The organism is Enterobacter cloacae complex sp. 342H5, from assembly GCF_050030905.1.
GTDB classification, from domain to species: domain Bacteria; phylum Pseudomonadota; class Gammaproteobacteria; order Enterobacterales; family Enterobacteriaceae; genus Enterobacter; species Enterobacter intestinihominis.
Map to the genome: position 1 here is coordinate 4,475,798 of NZ_JBLGVB010000001.1, position 16,380 is coordinate 4,492,177.

The 16,380-nt window shown below is 56.8% G+C and carries 19 protein-coding genes; 7 read left to right on the forward strand and 12 right to left on the reverse strand.

Annotation, left to right across the window (positions count from 1 at the left end; genetic code table 11):
- Positions 1–46 precede the first annotated feature (46 nt).
- Together ACQG03_RS21350 and ACQG03_RS21355 are read right to left on the reverse strand one after the other, a co-directional pair.
- Positions 47–1,042: a LacI family DNA-binding transcriptional regulator gene (locus ACQG03_RS21350; RefSeq protein ID WP_063163769.1), complete on the reverse strand. Its 996-nt coding sequence runs from the start codon at positions 1,040–1,042 to the stop codon at positions 47–49.
- 17 nt (positions 1,043–1,059) lie between these two features.
- Complete coding sequence (locus tag ACQG03_RS21355; protein WP_023305101.1) at positions 1,060–1,608, reverse strand: helix-turn-helix domain-containing protein; 549 nt, start codon at positions 1,606–1,608, stop codon at positions 1,060–1,062.
- Between the two features lie 103 nt (positions 1,609–1,711).
- On the opposite strand from ACQG03_RS21355, the gene ACQG03_RS21360 reads away from it, so the two are divergent.
- Positions 1,712–2,371 (forward strand): AzlC family ABC transporter permease, encoded by a 660-nt coding sequence (locus tag ACQG03_RS21360; protein WP_063163770.1) that lies wholly within the window; start codon positions 1,712–1,714, stop codon positions 2,369–2,371.
- Positions 2,371–2,694, forward strand: a complete 324-nt coding sequence (locus ACQG03_RS21365; protein WP_063163771.1) for an AzlD domain-containing protein — start codon at positions 2,371–2,373, stop codon at positions 2,692–2,694. Before ACQG03_RS21360 ends, ACQG03_RS21365 begins: the two co-directional genes overlap by 1 nt.
- A gap of 40 nt (positions 2,695–2,734) precedes the next feature.
- Here ACQG03_RS21365 and ACQG03_RS21370 read toward each other — a convergent pair whose 3' ends face one another.
- Together ACQG03_RS21370 and fdhD are read right to left on the reverse strand one after the other, a co-directional pair.
- A complete protein-coding gene (locus tag ACQG03_RS21370) occupies positions 2,735–2,947 on the reverse strand; it encodes a DUF1471 domain-containing protein (RefSeq protein WP_003861966.1) in 213 nt (70 codons plus the stop codon).
- A gap of 114 nt (positions 2,948–3,061) precedes the next feature.
- The gene (fdhD, locus tag ACQG03_RS21375) at positions 3,062–3,898 is read right to left on the reverse strand and encodes a formate dehydrogenase accessory sulfurtransferase FdhD (protein ID WP_032626930.1); all 837 of its coding nucleotides are present in this window, start codon (positions 3,896–3,898) and stop codon (positions 3,062–3,064) included.
- A 371-nt stretch (positions 3,899–4,269) separates the two neighbouring features.
- On the opposite strand from fdhD, the gene fdnG reads away from it, so the two are divergent.
- The 4 genes from fdnG to fdhE are packed head-to-tail and all read left to right on the forward strand — an operon-like array spanning position 4,270 to position 9,793.
- Complete coding sequence (gene fdnG, locus ACQG03_RS21380; RefSeq protein ID WP_087878250.1) at positions 4,270–7,320, forward strand: formate dehydrogenase-N subunit alpha; 3,051 nt, start codon at positions 4,270–4,272, stop codon at positions 7,318–7,320.
- Between the two features lie 12 nt (positions 7,321–7,332).
- Entirely contained in the window at positions 7,333–8,235 is a 903-nt protein-coding gene (fdxH, locus tag ACQG03_RS21385) for a formate dehydrogenase subunit beta (RefSeq protein ID WP_003861960.1), read from the forward strand.
- Entirely contained in the window at positions 8,232–8,867 is a 636-nt protein-coding gene (gene fdoI / locus ACQG03_RS21390; RefSeq protein WP_006808711.1) for a formate dehydrogenase cytochrome b556 subunit, read from the forward strand. Before fdxH ends, fdoI begins: the two co-directional genes overlap by 4 nt.
- Positions 8,864–9,793, forward strand: coding sequence for a formate dehydrogenase accessory protein FdhE (fdhE, locus tag ACQG03_RS21395; RefSeq protein ID WP_022649835.1), 930 nt, complete (start codon positions 8,864–8,866; stop codon positions 9,791–9,793). Before fdoI ends, fdhE begins: the two co-directional genes overlap by 4 nt.
- A gap of 41 nt (positions 9,794–9,834) precedes the next feature.
- On the opposite strand, the gene nadS is transcribed toward fdhE, so the two are convergent.
- The 8 genes from nadS to ACQG03_RS21435 form a co-directional block, all read right to left on the reverse strand.
- Complete coding sequence (gene nadS, locus ACQG03_RS21400) at positions 9,835–10,125, reverse strand: NadS family protein (RefSeq protein WP_032626927.1); 291 nt, start codon at positions 10,123–10,125, stop codon at positions 9,835–9,837.
- Positions 10,126–10,437: a hypothetical protein gene (locus ACQG03_RS21405; RefSeq protein WP_022649837.1), complete on the reverse strand. Its 312-nt coding sequence runs from the start codon at positions 10,435–10,437 to the stop codon at positions 10,126–10,128.
- A 148-nt stretch (positions 10,438–10,585) separates the two neighbouring features.
- Positions 10,586–11,527, reverse strand: a complete 942-nt coding sequence (fabY, locus tag ACQG03_RS21410; RefSeq protein ID WP_022649838.1) for a fatty acid biosynthesis protein FabY — start codon at positions 11,525–11,527, stop codon at positions 10,586–10,588.
- Between the two features lie 44 nt (positions 11,528–11,571).
- Positions 11,572–12,009: a D-aminoacyl-tRNA deacylase gene (gene dtd / locus ACQG03_RS21415; RefSeq protein WP_015569909.1), complete on the reverse strand. Its 438-nt coding sequence runs from the start codon at positions 12,007–12,009 to the stop codon at positions 11,572–11,574.
- The gene (locus tag ACQG03_RS21420) at positions 12,006–12,887 is read right to left on the reverse strand and encodes a virulence factor BrkB family protein (protein WP_023298923.1); all 882 of its coding nucleotides are present in this window, start codon (positions 12,885–12,887) and stop codon (positions 12,006–12,008) included. The genes dtd and ACQG03_RS21420 overlap by 4 nt, the downstream gene beginning before the upstream one ends.
- Positions 12,881–13,480 (reverse strand): glucose-1-phosphatase, encoded by a 600-nt coding sequence (gene yihX / locus ACQG03_RS21425; protein WP_003861947.1) that lies wholly within the window; start codon positions 13,478–13,480, stop codon positions 12,881–12,883. The genes ACQG03_RS21420 and yihX overlap by 7 nt, the downstream gene beginning before the upstream one ends.
- Before the next feature lie 118 nt (positions 13,481–13,598).
- Positions 13,599–14,399 carry a DeoR/GlpR family DNA-binding transcription regulator gene (locus tag ACQG03_RS21430; protein ID WP_022649842.1) on the reverse strand — a complete coding sequence of 267 codons (801 nt, stop codon included), beginning with the start codon at positions 14,397–14,399 and terminating at the stop codon, positions 13,599–13,601.
- A 34-nt stretch (positions 14,400–14,433) separates the two neighbouring features.
- Positions 14,434–15,330 carry a sugar kinase gene (locus tag ACQG03_RS21435; RefSeq protein WP_063163772.1) on the reverse strand — a complete coding sequence of 299 codons (897 nt, stop codon included), beginning with the start codon at positions 15,328–15,330 and terminating at the stop codon, positions 14,434–14,436.
- 155 nt (positions 15,331–15,485) lie between these two features.
- Here ACQG03_RS21435 and yihU point away from each other — a divergent pair, with 155 nt between their 5' ends.
- Positions 15,486–16,376: a sulfolactaldehyde 3-reductase gene (yihU, locus tag ACQG03_RS21440; protein WP_022649844.1), complete on the forward strand. Its 891-nt coding sequence runs from the start codon at positions 15,486–15,488 to the stop codon at positions 16,374–16,376.
- The last annotated feature ends 4 nt before the right edge of the window (positions 16,377–16,380 follow it).

Consider the following 16,380-nt stretch of genomic DNA (forward strand, 5'->3'; position numbering starts at 1 on the left):
CCACAACGTTTCGGATCTGTGATCGAGTTTTGAATTTTTGGTGTAATCAGGCCGTCTGGCCTGGGGAAAATTCCGGCTGCCAGAGCACCTGAAGCGTATCAATGTCGTCGCCGTTAATCAGCTGGCGCACCATATCGGCAATCTGTTTCCCGACGCCCTGACGGGTAGACTGGATCACCGCCGCGACGTCGATATCGACAATGCTGTCCTGCGGTAAACCGTCATAGACCACCAGCGAGACGGCATTTTCACCGGTTAAGCGCCCCATCTGCGCCAGAGCCATCGCTGCACCGTCGCCGTGAGTGTTGCAGTCGGTAATGATGGCCGTGGGCGGCTGCGGCAGGGAGAGAAGTTCTTGCGTGGTGGCATACCCCACGCGGCGCGAAGGGGGCAAGGCGCGCAGCCATTCGCTGGAAAGACCGGCTTCCCGCAGCGCGTTCAGGAAGCCCTGGCGACGCTGGGTGATGAATGCCTGGTTGTTGCTTTCGCCCAGCAGCGCAATGCGCTGATGGCCTTTCTCGATCAGCCAGCGGGTGGCCTGATACGTACCGGCATAGTTGTCGAAATCGAACCACGCGTACGGCTGCGGCAGCTGGCTGCGGCCGAGCGCCAGAAAGGGGAACCCGGCGGCCTGAAGCTGCTCAAGACGCGGATCGTGATCCAGCGTATGAGCGACAATCAGCGCATCCACGCGTCGGCTCTGCATCATGCGCATATAGCTGTGTTTGTCCGCCAGATCGTCGTCAGCGATGAGCAGCAGGTCAATCTCATGTCGCGCCAGTTCGTGGCTAATTTCGCCGACCATGTCCATAAAGACGCTATTATTGAGCGGAACAGGATGCACCGGAAACACCAGCCCGACGGCGTCGATTTTGCCCATCTTCAGGCGGCGGGCAAAGGTGTTTGGTCGGTAGCCACGGCGCTGGGCCTCCGCTTCCACGCGGGCGCGCGTCTCAGCAGAAACGTCGTCATACCCGTTGAGGGCGCGGCTGACGGTGGTAACAGACAGCCCCAGTTCTTTGGCAATGGCTTTAAGCGACATGATTTTCCGTATCTTCGTTAGTTTTGTTCCGCCACCAGCAGCGCGTGCGTATCTGGCTCCAGCGCCTTAAAGATATGCGGCTGGTCAGCAGGGTAGCAAATGTAATCTCCCGGGCCGAGCTCTTCCGCCGCGTCGATCAGGCCGACCATCGCCCGCCCCTGGGTCACGATAATATGCTCAACCGACCCTGGCGGATGCGGCTGGGAAATACGGTCTGCCCCCGGCTGAGTCAGCAGCAGGTAGATATCACGACGCGCCCCCGGCGGACACGCCGCGAGTAAAATCGCCTCGTAGTTCGCCTGCCCGGCGACAACTTTTGTGCCCTCGCCGCGGCGGATCACCTGCGTGACGGGCTGCTGTGGCTCCAGTAACCGGGCAAACGGAATATCCAGCGCCACGCAAAGCGACCAGAGCGTTTCCAGGCTAGGGTTGCCGTTGCCAGACTCCAGTTGTGAAAGCGTGGATTTGGCGATCCCGGCACGGCGGGCGATCTCCGCCAGCGAAAGTCCGGTTCGCAGGCGTTCTCGCACCAGGCTTCTGGCGATTACGCTGATTGGCTGCGTCATAATAACGGCCTCATACTCTCTATAACGAACGAATCGTTCGCCTTGTAAAACGTTTTTGATGCGTTCATTATAATGGAAATACGTTCGATATGGCTAAAATGGTATGAAGAATCACCTCTCTTGCCTGAAAGGCGACACGATAAAAGCGATCGTCCTGGTCTGCCTCGCGGTGGGCGTGGTCGGCATGTCTTATGGCTCACTGGCGATGGCCTACGGCTTCCCGCTGTGGGTGCCGTTTGTTCTCTCCCTCACGGTGCTGGCAGGCGCATCCGAGTTTATGTTCATCGGCATCGTGGCGAGCGGCGGCAATCCGCTGGCGGCGGCCGCAGCCGGTTTACTGGTAAACGCGCGCCATGTGCCGTTCGGCGTGACGGTGCGTGACCTGGTGGGCAAGCGCGGCCTGAGCTTTCTGGGCTGTCATATCATGAACGATGAAAGCGTGGTGTTTGGCCTGTCGCAAAAATCCGCCGAGCAGCGTAAAGCGGCCTACTGGCTGTGCGGGTTAGGCGTGGCAATCATCTGGCCGCTGGGCGCGGTGCTGGGGGCGATGGTCGGCAAGCTACTGCCAGACCCGGAAACCATCGGGCTGGACGCGGTGTTCCCGGCGATCCTGCTGGCGTTAGTGGTGCCGGCATTTAAAAACCGTACCACGCTGATCCGCGCCTGTAGCGGCGCGTTGTTGTCGCTGGCAGCCGTGCCGTTCGCACCGGTGGGCCTGCCGGTGCTGCTCTCTTTGCTCGGCCTTGCCGCGAGGAAAAAATAATGGAAAACATGACGGTCTTTATTCTCGGCATCGCCATTCTTTCTGCCGGAACCTATCTGATGCGTCTCGGCGGGGCAAAACTCGGCAGCCGGCTGGCGCTTTCTGAACGGTCGCAGGCGCTGCTTTCAGATGCGGCTACCGTTTTGTTGTTCTCCGTCGCGCTGGCGACAACGTTTTATGAAGGGGACCATTTTGCCGGGATGGCGCGCGTGCTGGGGGTGGGGTTCGCGGTGTTTCTGGCCTGGCGCAAAATGCCGTTAATTGTGGTGATCGTCGCGGCGGCGGTGGTGACGGCGCTGCTGCGTCTGGTGGGCATAAACTAAAAAAGCGCCCCAGGGGCGCTCTTTCGACGGTACTGCGAAATTATTTGTTCAGTTCAGCGGTCATGTGTACGCGGTTACCGGTGAATGCCTGAGTAATTTTGTAGGATGACGCGCCCGCTTCCTGAGCCTGTGCGGCGATTTTAGCTTCTGCACCGTCCAGCGTAGAGGCGGATGCGGTCACAGTCTGCGCAGCGAAAGAACCGAAAGATGTAGCCAGAGCGATTACTGCGACAAAAGTTTTGATGCTTTTCATGAGATAAACCCTTTCGTTAAGTTGTTTAGATAAGGCACCGTGCCTTGATGAGATAAATACTAGACCTCATCATGAACAACTAAAAGCGGAAGGATTTGCTATACTCATTCAAAATTACTGATTAACAATTAATCGCTGCGGATGGGTGTAAATTGTCGCCCTGCCTGGCTTGCAGAACCCCACCAGCGTCAGGTTGCAGCGCTCCGCCACTTCAACCGCCAGCGTGGTTGCCGCTGACACCGCAAACAAAATTTCCACGCCGCACATGGCGGATTTTTGCACCATCTCGTAGCTGGCGCGGCTGGAAACGAGCGCGGCCCCTTGCTGCCAGACGTTGTTTTCCCGAGCGCGACGGCCCAGCAGCTTATCCAGCGCGACGTGGCGGCCAACATCTTCATGCCCGCCTGCAATGCTCCCCGACGGCAATACCCACGCCGCCGCATGCGTACAACCGCTGAGCTGGCCGATGGGCTGAACGTCATTCAGGTGCTCAAGCGCCCGATCAAGATGCGCCAGATTGAACGTCTGGGTGAACGGCAGCGGGATAATGGGTTTGCCGATATCGTTAAGCTGTTCAACACCGCACACGCCGCAGCCGGTACGTCCGGCCAGCGCCCGGCGGCGCTCTTTCAGCCCCATAAAGCGGCGGCTGGAGAGTTCGATTTGCACTTCGAGACCGTTACAGGCCGGTACGACGTCCATGCCGTAGATCTCCTGCGGATGCGCAATGATGCCTTCCGAGAGGGAGAAACCGATGGCGAACAGCTCGAGATCTTTCGGCGAGGCCATCATCACCACATGCGAAATCCCGTTGTAAACCAGGGCAACGGGGACCTCTTCCGCCAGAAAATCCGGCGTGGCATGTGAAATGTGAGGCGGTCTGTGTACCGACAGTTCCACAATGCCCGCAGGCAGTGGCGACGCGTGGGTAGCACGGTTTTGTTTAAACACGACGGTATTCCTGAACAACCACGGAAGTGAGCCTGCAATTGCACCACAAACAGCGGACCTTACGCATAGTATGGATCAACTTTTCAGCATCCATTCTCCTACTCAATTCGGAGGGGTGCAACCGGTCATCTGCTACACACCCTTAACATCCGCAGAGAGAAATGTGATTGATATCACACTTTATAATCAATGCCGTGATAATACGTTCACTTTGTTTTAACGCCGTTGGAACAGGCGTACCGACATTGTGGTATTCTGGGCTTATCCCTCGGAGAAATGAGGGATTAACGCAAATTTTTCTCCTTTGCGGTTAATTCTCAACCGCAAAGTAAAACTACATAGCAATGTCGTAATGAACCAAGGAGTGACCCATGCAGGTCAGCAGAAGGCAGTTCTTTAAGATCTGCGCTGGCGGTATGGCAGGCACCACGGCGGCGGCACTGGGCTTTGCGCCCGGCGTAGCGCTGGCGGAAACTCGGCAGTATAAACTGCTGCGCACCCGCGAAACCCGTAACACCTGTACGTACTGCTCCGTCGGCTGTGGGCTGTTAATGTATAGCCTCGGCGACGGTGCGAAAAACGCCAAAGCATCTATTTTCCACATCGAAGGCGATCCGGATCATCCGGTCAACCGTGGTGCGCTGTGTCCGAAAGGGGCCGGTCTGGTAGATTTTATCCACTCCGAAAGCCGCCTGAAGTTTCCTGAGTACCGCGCTCCCGGCTCTGACAAATGGCAACAAATCAGCTGGGAAGAGGCGTTCGATCGCATCGCTAAGCTGATGAAAGAAGACCGCGATGCCAACTTTATTGCGAAGAATGCCGAAGGCACCACCGTTAACCGCTGGCTCTCCACCGGCATGCTGTGTGCTTCAGCGTCCAGTAACGAAACCGGCTATTTAACCCAGAAATTTACGCGCGCACTCGGTATGCTCGCGGTCGACAACCAGGCGCGTGTCTGACACGGACCAACGGTAGCAAGTCTTGCTCCAACATTTGGTCGCGGTGCGATGACCAACCACTGGGTCGACATCAAGAACGCCAACCTTATTGTGGTGATGGGCGGTAACGCCGCTGAAGCGCACCCTGTCGGGTTCCGCTGGGCGATGGAAGCCAAAATCCACAACGGCGCGAAGCTGATTGTGATCGATCCCCGCTTTACGCGTACAGCGTCAGTGGCGGATTTCTACACCCCTATTCGTTCAGGTACTGACATCACTTTCCTGTCAGGCGTATTGCTGTACCTGATGACCAACGAAAAATATAACCGCGAGTACACCGAAGCCTATACCAACGCCAGCCTGATCGTGCGTGAGGATTACCACTTCGAAGATGGCCTGTTCAGCGGTTATGACGCCGAAAAACGCAGGTACGACAAAACCAGCTGGAACTACGAGCTGGACGAAAACGGCTTTGCGAAGCGCGACACCACCCTGCAACACCCGCGCTGCGTGTGGAACCTGCTGAAAGAGCACGTGTCCCGCTATACGCCAGAGGTTGTCGAAAACATCTGTGGGACGCCGAAGGCGGACTTCCTGAAGGTGTGCGAGTTGATTGCGGAAACCAGCGCGAAAGATAAAACCGCGTCGTTCCTGTATGCACTCGGCTGGACGCAGCACTCCATCGGCGCGCAGAACATCCGCACCATGGCGATGGTTCAGTTGCTGCTCGGCAACATGGGGATGGCAGGCGGCGGCGTTAACGCCCTGCGCGGTCACTCCAACATTCAGGGTCTGACCGACCTTGGCCTGCTGTCTCAGAGCCTGACGGGTTACATGAACCTGCCGAGCGAGAAACAGACCGACCTGCAAACCTATCTGACGGCCAGCACGCCAAAACCGCTGCTCGAAGGCCAGGTAAACTACTGGGGCAACTATCCGAAGTTCTTCGTCTCGCTGATGAAAGCTTTCTACGGCGACAAGGCGACGGCGGAAAACAGCTGGGGCTTTGACTGGCTGCCGAAGTGGGACAAAGGGTACGACGTCCTCCAGTACTTCGAAATGATGCACCAGGGCCAGGTCAACGGCTATATCTGCCAGGGCTTTAACCCGGTGGCGTCGTTCCCGAACAAGAACAAGGTTGTCGAGTCTCTGTCGAAACTGAAGTACCTGGTGACAATTGACCCGCTCAATACCGAAACCTCGACGTTCTGGCAGAACCACGGTGAGTCGAACGATGTCGACCCGTCGAAGATTCAGACCGAAGTGTTCCGTCTGCCGTCCACCTGCTTCGCGGAAGAGAACGGCTCTATCGTCAACTCTGGCCGCTGGTTGCAGTGGCACTGGAAAGGCGCGGACGCCCCGGGCATCGCCCTGAACGACGGCGAGATCCTGGCCGGTATCTTCTTACGCCTGCGTAAAATGTACGCGGCTGAAGGCGGCGCAACGCCTGAGCCGGTGCTGAACATGACCTGGAACTATTCGACGCCGGAAAACCCTGCGCCGGAAGAAGTGGCCATGGAGAGCAACGGTAAGGCGCTGGCGGACGTTATCGACCCGGCGACCGGCACCGTGCTGGCGAAGAAAGGCGATCAGCTCAGCACCTTCGCACACCTGCGTGACGACGGTACGACGTCAAGCGGCTGCTGGATCTTTGCCGGTAGCTGGACGCCGAAAGGCAACCAGATGGCCAACCGCGATAACGCCGACCCGTCGGGCCTCGGTAATACGCTGGGCTGGGCATGGGCATGGCCGCTTAACCGCCGCATCCTCTATAACCGTGCCTCTGCTGACCCGCAGGGCAACCCGTGGGATCCGAAGCGTCAGCTACTCAAGTGGGACGGCGCGAAATGGGGCGGCGTGGATATTCCGGACTACAGCACTGCCGCACCAGGCAGCGATGTCGGGCCGTTTATCATGCAGCCTGAAGGGATGGGGCGCCTGTTTGCTATCGATAAGATGGCGGAAGGTCCGTTCCCGGAACACTATGAGCCGTTTGAGACGCCGCTGGGTACTAACCCGCTGCACCCGAACGTGGTCTCTAACCCGGCAGCCCGTATCTTCAAGGGCGATTTTGAAGCGCTGGGTAAAAAGGACAAGTTCCCGTATGTCGGCACCACCTACCGTCTGACCGAACACTTCCACTACTGGACCAAGCACGCGCTGCTTAACGCCATCGCGCAGCCGGAACAGTTTGTGGAGATCGGCGAGAAGCTGGCGGGCAAGCTCGGCATCGCCCATGGCGATACCGTGAAGGTCTCCTCTAACCGCGGCTACATCAAAGCCAAGGCGGTGGTGACCAAGCGTATTCGCACGCTGAACGTTCATGGTCAGCAGGTGGATACCATCGGCATCCCAATTCACTGGGGTTATGAGGGCGTGGCGAAGAAAGGGTTCATTGCGAATACCCTGACGCCGTTCGTCGGTGATGCGAACACGCAGACGCCGGAGTTTAAGGCCTTCCTCGTGAACGTGGAAAAGGTGTAACGGAGACGACTTATGGCTTATCAATCTCAAGACATTATCCGTCGTTCCGCGACTAACGGTTTCACGCCCGCGCCTCAGGCGCGGGACCACCAGCAGGAAGTGGCGAAACTTATCGACGTGACCACCTGTATCGGCTGTAAAGCCTGTCAGGTGGCTTGTTCAGAGTGGAACGACATCCGTGACGAAGTGGGTCACAACGTCGGGGTGTACGACAACCCGGCGGACCTGACCGCCAAGTCCTGGACGGTAATGCGTTTCTCGGAAGTGGAACAGAACGACAAACTGGAATGGCTTATCCGCAAAGACGGCTGTATGCACTGTGCGGATCCGGGCTGCCTGAAGGCATGTCCGTCAGAAGGGGCTATCATTCAGTATGCCAACGGCATCGTCGACTTCCAGTCTGAGCAGTGTATTGGCTGCGGCTACTGCATCGCGGGCTGTCCGTTCGACGTGCCGCGCATGAACCCGGAAGACAACCGCGTCTACAAATGTACGCTGTGCGTTGACCGCGTAAATGTCGGTCAGGAGCCAGCCTGCGTGAAGACCTGCCCAACCGGCGCTATCCACTTTGGCTCTAAAGAGGATATGAAAACGCTGGCGGCAGAGCGCGTGGGCGAGCTGAAAACCCGTGGTTACGATAACGCGGGCCTGTACGATCCGGCCGGGGTTGGCGGTACGCACGTGATGTACGTGCTGCACCACGCCGACAAGCCGAATCTGTACCATGGCCTGCCGGAGAACCCGGAAATCAGCGCCACCGTGAAGTTCTGGAAAGGTATCTGGAAACCGCTGGCCGCGGTCGGTTTTGCGGCCACCTTTGCAGCGAGCATCTTCCACTACGTCGGCGTTGGTCCGAACCGCGCGGAAGAGGAAGACGATAACCTGCATGAAGAGAAAGACGAGGTGCGCAAATGAGAAAACGTGACACCATCGTGCGCTACACCGCGCCGGAACGCATCAACCACTGGGTCACCGCCTTCTGCTTCATGCTGGCGGCGATAAGCGGGCTGGGGTTCTTCTTCCCCTCCTTCAACTGGCTGATGCAGATACTGGGCACGCCGCAGCTGGCGCGCATCCTGCACCCGTTCGTGGGTGTGGTGATGTTTGCCTCGTTTATCATCATGTTTTTCCGCTACTGGCACCATAACCTAATCAATCGGGATGATATCTTTTGGGCGAAGAATATTCGTAAGATCGTCGTCAACGAGGAAGTGGGTGATACCGGGCGTTATAACTTCGGCCAGAAATGCGTATTCTGGGCGGCGATTATCTTCCTGGTCCTGTTGCTGGTGAGCGGCGTGATCATCTGGCGTCCGTACTTTGCGCCTGCTTTCTCAATCCCGGTGATCCGATTTGCGCTGATGCTGCATTCATTTGCCGCAGTGGCGTTAATTGTGGTTATCATGGTGCATATCTACGCCGCCCTTTGGGTGAAAGGCACCATTACCGCGATGGTGGAAGGATGGGTAACCAGTACGTGGGCGAAGAAACATCACCCGCGCTGGTACCGTGAAGTCCGCCAGAAACAGGAAAAGTCATCTGAATGAGTATTCGCATAATCCCGCAAGATGAGCTGGGGTCGAGCGAGAAACGCACGGCGGATTATATTCCGCCGTTGTTGTTCCCCAGACTCAAGAACCTCTACAACCGCCGCGCAGAGCGTCTGCGCGAGCTGGCAGAGAACAACCCGCTGGGCGATTTTCTGCGTTTTGCCGCGCTGGTCGCCCATGCGCAGGAAGTGGTGCTATACGACCACCCGCTGCAAATGGATCTGACCGCACGCATCAAAGAAGCCAACGCGCAGGGCAAGCCGCCGCTGGACATTCACGTTCTGCCGCGCGACAAGCACTGGCATAAGCTGCTGCATTCGCTGATTGCCGAGCTGAAGCCCGAAATGAGCGGCACGGCGCTGGCGGTCATTGAGAACCTGGAAAAAGCCTCAGAGCAAGAGCTGGAAGAGATGGCGAGCGCGCTGTTTGCCTCCGACTTCTCGCTGGTGAGCAGCGATAAAGCGCCGTTCATCTGGGCTGCGCTGTCGCTCTACTGGGCGCAAATGGCGAGCCTGATCCCGGGTAAAGCCCGCGCTGAATATGGCGAAGCGCGCCAGTTTTGCCCGGTGTGCGGCTCAATGCCGGTCTCCAGCATGGTACAGATTGGTACGACGCAGGGGCTGCGCTACTTGCACTGCAACCTGTGTGAAACCGAGTGGCACGTGGTGCGCATCAAGTGCAGCAACTGCGAACAGACCCGCGATCTGAACTATTGGTCGCTGGAAAACGAAGACGCGGCGGTGAAAGCCGAAAGCTGCGGCGACTGCGGGACCTACCTGAAGATTCTGTATCAGGAAAAAGACCCGAAAGTCGAAGCGGTAGCCGACGATCTCGCCTCGCTGATCCTGGACGCGAAGATGGAGCAGGAGGGCTTTGCCCGTAGCTCGATCAACCCGTTCCTGTTCCCGGGGGAAGGGGAGTAATCTCCACTAAAGCCCGGCGAGCCTCTGTGCAACCGGGCTATTTACTGCGATAGGGCTGGGATGACATGTTGAGGGTCGTTAGCAATGGCGCGCAATAGCGCTTTAGCGGGGCCTGTAGGTGAGCGTCTGCCTTGTTCCCAGTTACGCAACGTATCAACGCTAACTGAGATTAAGTTCGCGAATTTACTCTGCGACAACCCGGACGCCTGACGAATTTCTTTTATTTTCATCGCATCAATTTGAAACGTACGCGACGGCTCTCGTTGGCCCTCGGCAATTTCGTTGATTTGCGCAATGCTTTGGGTTAATCGCTCAAACAGCGCCTTATCCATTTACCACCTCTCAATCATCTTTTTCAGTATGGCTTTTTCACCCGCGGAGAGGTCATCTTTGATCCCTTTGCGATAGATGAGCAGCAACCTGATTTCACACTCACGCGTACGGTGAAAATAGATAACTCTGACTCCACTACGCTTTCCCTTACCGCCAGCAAGCCAGCGAATCTTTCGCAAGCCTCCCGTATTCTGGATCAGATCGCCGTAATCCGGTTGCGTTGCCAGGAATATTTGGAACCTATGATATTCGTCGTCATCCAGTAACGTTTTGACGTCTTCTGTAAAAATATCCGTTTCAATGAATAGCATAAATCATACGCCATTGGCTTATAGTAGCAAACATCCAATGTACGTCAATGACGTACCCCTAGCTGATTACGTTAATGGGATACGCTGAATAAAGCGAAGTATAATTCCTGCTACGTTGTGTATTTGCGAGCCGCTTTCCAGACGACTGCTACTCCTCCTCGTTCCCGCCCTCTTCATACGCGCCATACGGCTTCGCAGGCAGAACGATATAGGTGCCTTCAAACACCGCGCCCGGCGTTTCATCGCCGAACAGCTCAACCTGCATTTGTACGCGTGCTTTACGCCCACGCGCCAGACGGTCGAGATCGCCGCCCAGTGCGCCCAGGTCAGCTACCGCGCTCGGCTTGCCGCTGATCGGCGCGCTGTAGCGGATATGGGCATCGGCCAGAATAATGGTGCCGCCGAGATGACGTTCGCGCAGCATCAGCCAGATCAGTCCCCAGCCGGTGAGCGTGGCGAGTGAAAACAGGCTACCGGCAAACAGGGTATGGTGTGGGTTCTGGTTTCCGGTTTCCGGCATGGTGGTAATAAATTTTTGCCCGGTATATTGCTGAATACGCACGCCCATTTTTTCACTGAGCGGAATGTGCTGATACCACGCCTGCTGGAGCTGCCCGCACCAGTCGGCACGATGGAGAATATCGTCCAGGGTGGCGATGGGTTTGATCATCAAAAAGTGACGAATCGGCGTAGTTTGCGGGGCGGTGATTTCCCCCTGATTCACGAAACCAAGCTTGGCAAAGAACTCAACGGCATCTTCACGGGCGCTACAGGTGACGCGCTTGACCCCTTCCTGACGGGCGACGGATTCCAGCGTCATTGCCATCAGCGTTCCGAGGCCTTTGTCCTGCACGGAGGGGTGAACGGCCATAAAGCGGATTGAAGCTTCGTTGTCGGCATTGATATACAAACGCCCCACGGCAACCAGATTGCCCTCTTCATCAACCACCATCTGGTGGTGCGCCATCGCGTCCCAGGCGTCGCGTTCAGACCCTTTAGGTTGATGCAGTGGCTTGCGCAGCATTTCCCAGCGGAAATGGTAATAAACCTCTAACTCTTCTTCCGTTTGCGGTACTCGAAGGTGATACATAGCTGTACTCTCTCTTGTTACCCGCGGCCAGGCCGCCAGTTGGCTCATACCTGGAGCCAGAATGTGACGGGGCCATCGTTCACCAGCGAAACCTGCATATCCGCAGCGAATCGTCCGGTTTGTGTATTCATGTCCTGTTGGCGACAGCGCTCAACAAAGTACTCGTAAAGGGCTTCTGCGCGATCCGGTGCCGCGCCCTTCGAAAAACTCGGCCGCATGCCGCGTTCGGTATCCGCAGCCAGCGTAAACTGGGACACCACCAGCACGCTGCCGCCCGCCTGCTGAACGTTCAGGTTCATCTTGCCTTCCGCATCGCTGAAAATGCGGTAGCCCAGCACGCGCTCACACAAGCGGTTGGCTTTTTGTTCGTCGTCATCCTTTTCGACACCCAGGAGCACCAAAAGTCCTGGGCCGATTTCACCCGTCACCTCATCCGCCACGGTGACGCTGGCACGGGTTACGCGCTGAATCAATGCAATCATGGTTGGTCTGCTTCTTGTTGTTTTTCAGCTTCTGCTGCTTTTTTAAGTTCGCGGTAGACCCCGAGAGTGACAGTTATTTCGGCGCCAAGCAAGACGATGCACCACGTCCAGTAGACCCAGACAAACAAAATGGGGATCACCGCCAGTACGCCGTAAATCAGCTGATAAGAGGGGAACATGGTGATATAAAGCGCGAATCCTTTCTTGCCCAACTCAAAGAGCAACGCCGCGACCAGCGCACCCACCACGGCATCCCGGTTGGGTACACGCGTAGTTGGCACCACGCTATAAAGCAGCCAGAACGAAAGCCACGATAAAATCAGCGGGAAGATGCGCAGCACGTTATCGATCACGCTGTTTAAATCGCTCGCCCAGCGCAGCGAAAGAAGGTAGGAGCTGATCGCCAGGCTAGCCCCCGCCAGCAAGGGGCCGAGGGTTAAAATCATCCAGTAGACGGCAAAGGAATAGACCTTTGGGCGGACTTTTTTGCTCCGCCAGATAGTGTTGAGCGCACTGTCGATGGAGTACATCAGCAGCAGCGCGGTAACAATAAGCCCACACGCCCCCACCGCCGTCATCTTGCTGGAGTTAGCGACAAACTGTTCAATGTAGTTCTGGATCACATCGCCGGTGGCAGGAATAAAGTTTGCGAAAACAAAATGGCGAAGCTGCATGCTCACATCGGCAAACATCGGAAACGCCGAAAAAAGCGCAAAAATCACCGCCACCAGCGGAACCAGCGAAAGCAAGGACACGTAAGCGAGATTGCCCGCCAGCGTGGTCATGTTGTCCTCATCAATGCGATGCCAGAGGAGTTTCAGCCACGCCCTCAGCGGGCGCGTGTGGTGATTGGCTTTTTGATGAACGGTTTTTAGCATAACTGCTTCGCAAAGTAGTTCGGTATCGTCTCTTTTCCGGTCACCAGAATGGAGGTGATACCTAACTGATTAGCCCCTTCTATATTATCGGCGTTGTCGTCAAAAAAGACCGCATCCGCTGCCGTGAATCCTTCTTCCTGCAATACCGCCTGATAGATGCGCGCCTCAGGTTTACGCATCCCCATCTCCTGGGAGAGATACACTTTATCTGCCGCCGCGTGAATTTCAGGGTATTCATCCGGCCAGAAGGTGGTATGCAGGCGGTTGGTATTAGACAGCACGACAACGCGATGCCCCTGCTCGCGCAGCTTGTGCATGATGTCGATCACTTCGGGGCGGATCGCGACAAATATAGCCTGCCAACCGTGGGAAAATTGCTCGTAGCTTAACGAGAGACCCATTTCCTGACAGAAACGCTCTGCGAACGCTTCGTCGCTGATCTCACCGCGCTCGTGCAAATGGAAAGTCTCACCCATCGCGAAATTCTGCTTTAACGTCGCCAGCGGAACACGGCTAAAATCGCTCCATGCGCCCAGCACCCGGTTAAAATCGATATCGACGATTACATTTCCTAAGTCAAAGATATAAAGCATGTTTATCTCCTTTCGCCGTGGAAAAGTAACTGTAGCGGGAAAGAGAAAGTTTAGCTATGCGCCAGATTCAGCTTAGAGAAAGGAAAGGCCCGAATCGCAATATCGGGCCATAAGACGATCAGCCAGCCTGCTGCTCTTCTCCGGAATTCACTTCGACAACCTCAACCTTGCTGGATTTTAGGTGACTTTGCAGCGCCGGGCCGGGCAGCTCATCGGTGAACAGCGCCGTCACCTGCGCCACGTTGCCAATTTCAACCGCCGCGGAGGCGTGGTATTTCGTATGATCGGCCGCCAGTAAAATGTGACGGGAGTGGGCAATCATGGTTTTCACCACGCTGGCTTCGTTAACGTCAAATTCCATCATCGCGCCGTCGTGCTCTATCGCCCCCACGCTGGTCACGAGGTAGTCCGCCCGGAAGCCAGACACAAACGCCGTTGCCGCAGGCCCGATAATGCCGCCGTTATGCGGGCGCAGCGTACCGCCAGGTACCATCACCTCAAAACGCGGGTTCTTATAAAGAATGTGCGCCACCCGCAGGCTGTTGGTGATGATGCGCAGATGATTATGATTAAGCAGTGCCCGGGCAACGTGCTCCACGGTCGTCCCGATAGTGATAAAGATGGTCGAGCCATCCGGGATATAGTCCGCAATCGCTTCGGCAATCGCCCGTTTCTCTTCGGTAAGCGAAACTTCACGCTGTTCGAACGCCGTATTGACCACGCTGGATGCCCTGCCCGCACCGCCGTGATGACGGGTGATCAGCCCCTGCTCGCTAAGCTTACGGATATCCCGGCGCACGGTTTGCGTCGACACATCCAGCAGCTGCGCCAGTTCATCAATGTTCATATAGCCGCGATCGGCAATCAGCGTCAGCAGCTGATCGTGACGCGGGTTGCCGGTCAGTTCGGTAAGGCTCATGGGCTGTCCTCTGAAAACCATCACGCCCCGCATTTTATACAAAAAGTGACAAAAAAGAGCGGGTTTGATCACAGTCGGGTATACCCGCGCGCCCGCCGGGCTTTGTGCATTTCAGTGCTGCGACGGCGCTGGCAAAACGCACGGCGTCTGCGGCGGGCAATTTCTGCCCCAGGCTGACCGCCAGCGCACCGTGGAACACGTCGCCCGCGCCGGTGGTATCAATGACTTTCACTTCAAATCCAGGCTGATGACATCGCGCGCCGTTTTCCAGCCAGAAACAGCCGTCTCGCCCCTGCGTGACATACACATGTCCATTTGTGAGCATTTGTGCTTTTTTTAATGCGTCTTCTGTTTCATCCAACTGCGTTAAACGCCGCAGCCCAGGCGCAGAGAAGGCCGCGTGATCGCTTAAGGCGATCAGCTCCGCGATATCCTGCGGGGTAACATCCGCATCCAGCAACGTCGGAACGCCCTGCTGACGGGCCAGGGTAAATGCCTGTTTTGCCCCGTCATGCCAGCGCACGTCGGCTAAGACAATGTCCCACTGAGAGAAGTCGATTTCATGCAGCCAGCCTGCCTCGGCGGGCAGATCGGGGCTGGGGTAGTTAGCAATCACTCTTTCCCCACCTGCATCCACCAGCACCGCCGATTGCGACGATCGGGCCCCCTTAACTACGCGCATATAGCGAGTGTTCACCCCCAGGGATTCCAGCTCCGCAAGCAACCGTCTGCCGGTATCGTCGTCCCCCACCCGACCAATAAAATCCACTTCCGCGCCCAGCTTCGCGGCTGCCACTGCCGCCGTTGCCGCCGGGCCACCGCCCACTTCCGTGTAGTCTTTTGCGACATATTTCCCACCTTCTTTTGGTAAATCATCGAGATACCAGATGCGATCCAGCACGGTAATGCCGACACAAACGATGCGAGTCATGGTGATTCCTTCTGCGATTTCTGATGCCTTCATTTTAATTTCACCAAATGTTTAAAAAGTGACCCGTGTCAATTTTTTGACTATAAATTACAAATACGATCAAAAACAGACACCACAAACGCGCAAAAATTGACACGATGTGACAGGAGAGAGGCATGTCAGCAATCGCATTTATCGGCTTAGGACAGATGGGCGCGCCCATGGCGAAGAATCTGTTGAAACAGGGCCACCAGCTTAACGTTTTTGATGTGAACCCGCAGGCGGTTCAGGCGCTGGTAGAGAGCGGCGCCCGGGCGGCGGCAACGCCCGCACAGGCAGCAACGGATGCCGAATTCGTGATCACTATGCTGCCAAACGGCGACCTGGTGCGCAGCGTGCTGTTCGGCGAGCACGGCGTGTGCGAAGGATTATCCCGCGACGCGCTGGTCATTGATATGTCCACCATTCACCCGCTGCAAACCGACGCGCTGATCCGCGACATGGCAGAGCAAGGCTTCAGCCTGATGGACGTGCCCGTCGGGCGCACCTCTGATCATGCCATCGCCGGTACGCTACTCCTGCTGGCAGGCGGCACGGCAGAGCAGGTTGAGCGCGCCACCCCCGTCTTAATGGCGATGGGTAATGAACTGATTAACGCCGGCGGGCCGGGAATGGGCATCCGCGTGAAGCTCATCAATAACTACATGAGCATCGCCCTGAACGCCCTTTCCGCCGAGGCCGCCGTACTGTGCGAAGCGCTTGGCCTCTCCTTTGACGTGGCGCTCAAGGTGATGAGCGGCACACCTGCGGGCAAAGGCCACTTCACCACGTCATGGCCGAACAAGGTGCTGAAAGGGGATCTTTCACCCGCCTTCATGATCGACCTTGCGCATAAGGATCTGGGGATCGCCCTCGACGTGGCCAACCAGCTGCATGTCCCAATGCCGCTGGGCGCGGCTTCCCGCGAAGTTTACAACCAGGCACGCGCCGCCGGGCGCGGGCGCGAAGACTGGACAGCCATTCTTGAACAGGTTCGCGCATCTGCCGGGCTGAAAAAATCACACTGATACG

Coding starts and splice junctions, on each gene's coding strand:
- ACQG03_RS21350 (WP_063163769.1), bottom strand. CDS start 1,042: ATGTCGCTTAAAGCCATTGCCAAAGAACTGGGGCTGTCTGTTACCACC.
- ACQG03_RS21420 (WP_023298923.1), bottom strand. CDS start 12,887: ATGCTAAAAACCGTTCATCAAAAAGCCAATCACCACACGCGCCCGCTG.
- ACQG03_RS21370 (WP_003861966.1), bottom strand. CDS start 2,947: ATGAAAAGCATCAAAACTTTTGTCGCAGTAATCGCTCTGGCTACATCT.
- ACQG03_RS21355 (WP_023305101.1), bottom strand. CDS start 1,608: ATGACGCAGCCAATCAGCGTAATCGCCAGAAGCCTGGTGCGAGAACGC.
- fabY (WP_022649838.1), bottom strand. CDS start 11,527: ATGTATCACCTTCGAGTACCGCAAACGGAAGAAGAGTTAGAGGTTTAT.
- nadS (WP_032626927.1), bottom strand. CDS start 10,125: ATGGATAAGGCGCTGTTTGAGCGATTAACCCAAAGCATTGCGCAAATC.
- fdhE (WP_022649835.1), top strand. CDS start 8,864: ATGAGTATTCGCATAATCCCGCAAGATGAGCTGGGGTCGAGCGAGAAA.
- yihX (WP_003861947.1), bottom strand. CDS start 13,480: ATGCTTTATATCTTTGACTTAGGAAATGTAATCGTCGATATCGATTTT.
- yihU (WP_022649844.1), top strand. CDS start 15,486: ATGTCAGCAATCGCATTTATCGGCTTAGGACAGATGGGCGCGCCCATG.
- ACQG03_RS21360 (WP_063163770.1), top strand. CDS start 1,712: ATGAAGAATCACCTCTCTTGCCTGAAAGGCGACACGATAAAAGCGATC.
- ACQG03_RS21435 (WP_063163772.1), bottom strand. CDS start 15,330: ATGACTCGCATCGTTTGTGTCGGCATTACCGTGCTGGATCGCATCTGG.
- fdoI (WP_006808711.1), top strand. CDS start 8,232: ATGAGAAAACGTGACACCATCGTGCGCTACACCGCGCCGGAACGCATC.
- ACQG03_RS21405 (WP_022649837.1), bottom strand. CDS start 10,437: ATGCTATTCATTGAAACGGATATTTTTACAGAAGACGTCAAAACGTTA.
- ACQG03_RS21430 (WP_022649842.1), bottom strand. CDS start 14,399: ATGAGCCTTACCGAACTGACCGGCAACCCGCGTCACGATCAGCTGCTG.
- ACQG03_RS21365 (WP_063163771.1), top strand. CDS start 2,371: ATGGAAAACATGACGGTCTTTATTCTCGGCATCGCCATTCTTTCTGCC.
- fdxH (WP_003861960.1), top strand. CDS start 7,333: ATGGCTTATCAATCTCAAGACATTATCCGTCGTTCCGCGACTAACGGT.
- dtd (WP_015569909.1), bottom strand. CDS start 12,009: ATGATTGCATTGATTCAGCGCGTAACCCGTGCCAGCGTCACCGTGGCG.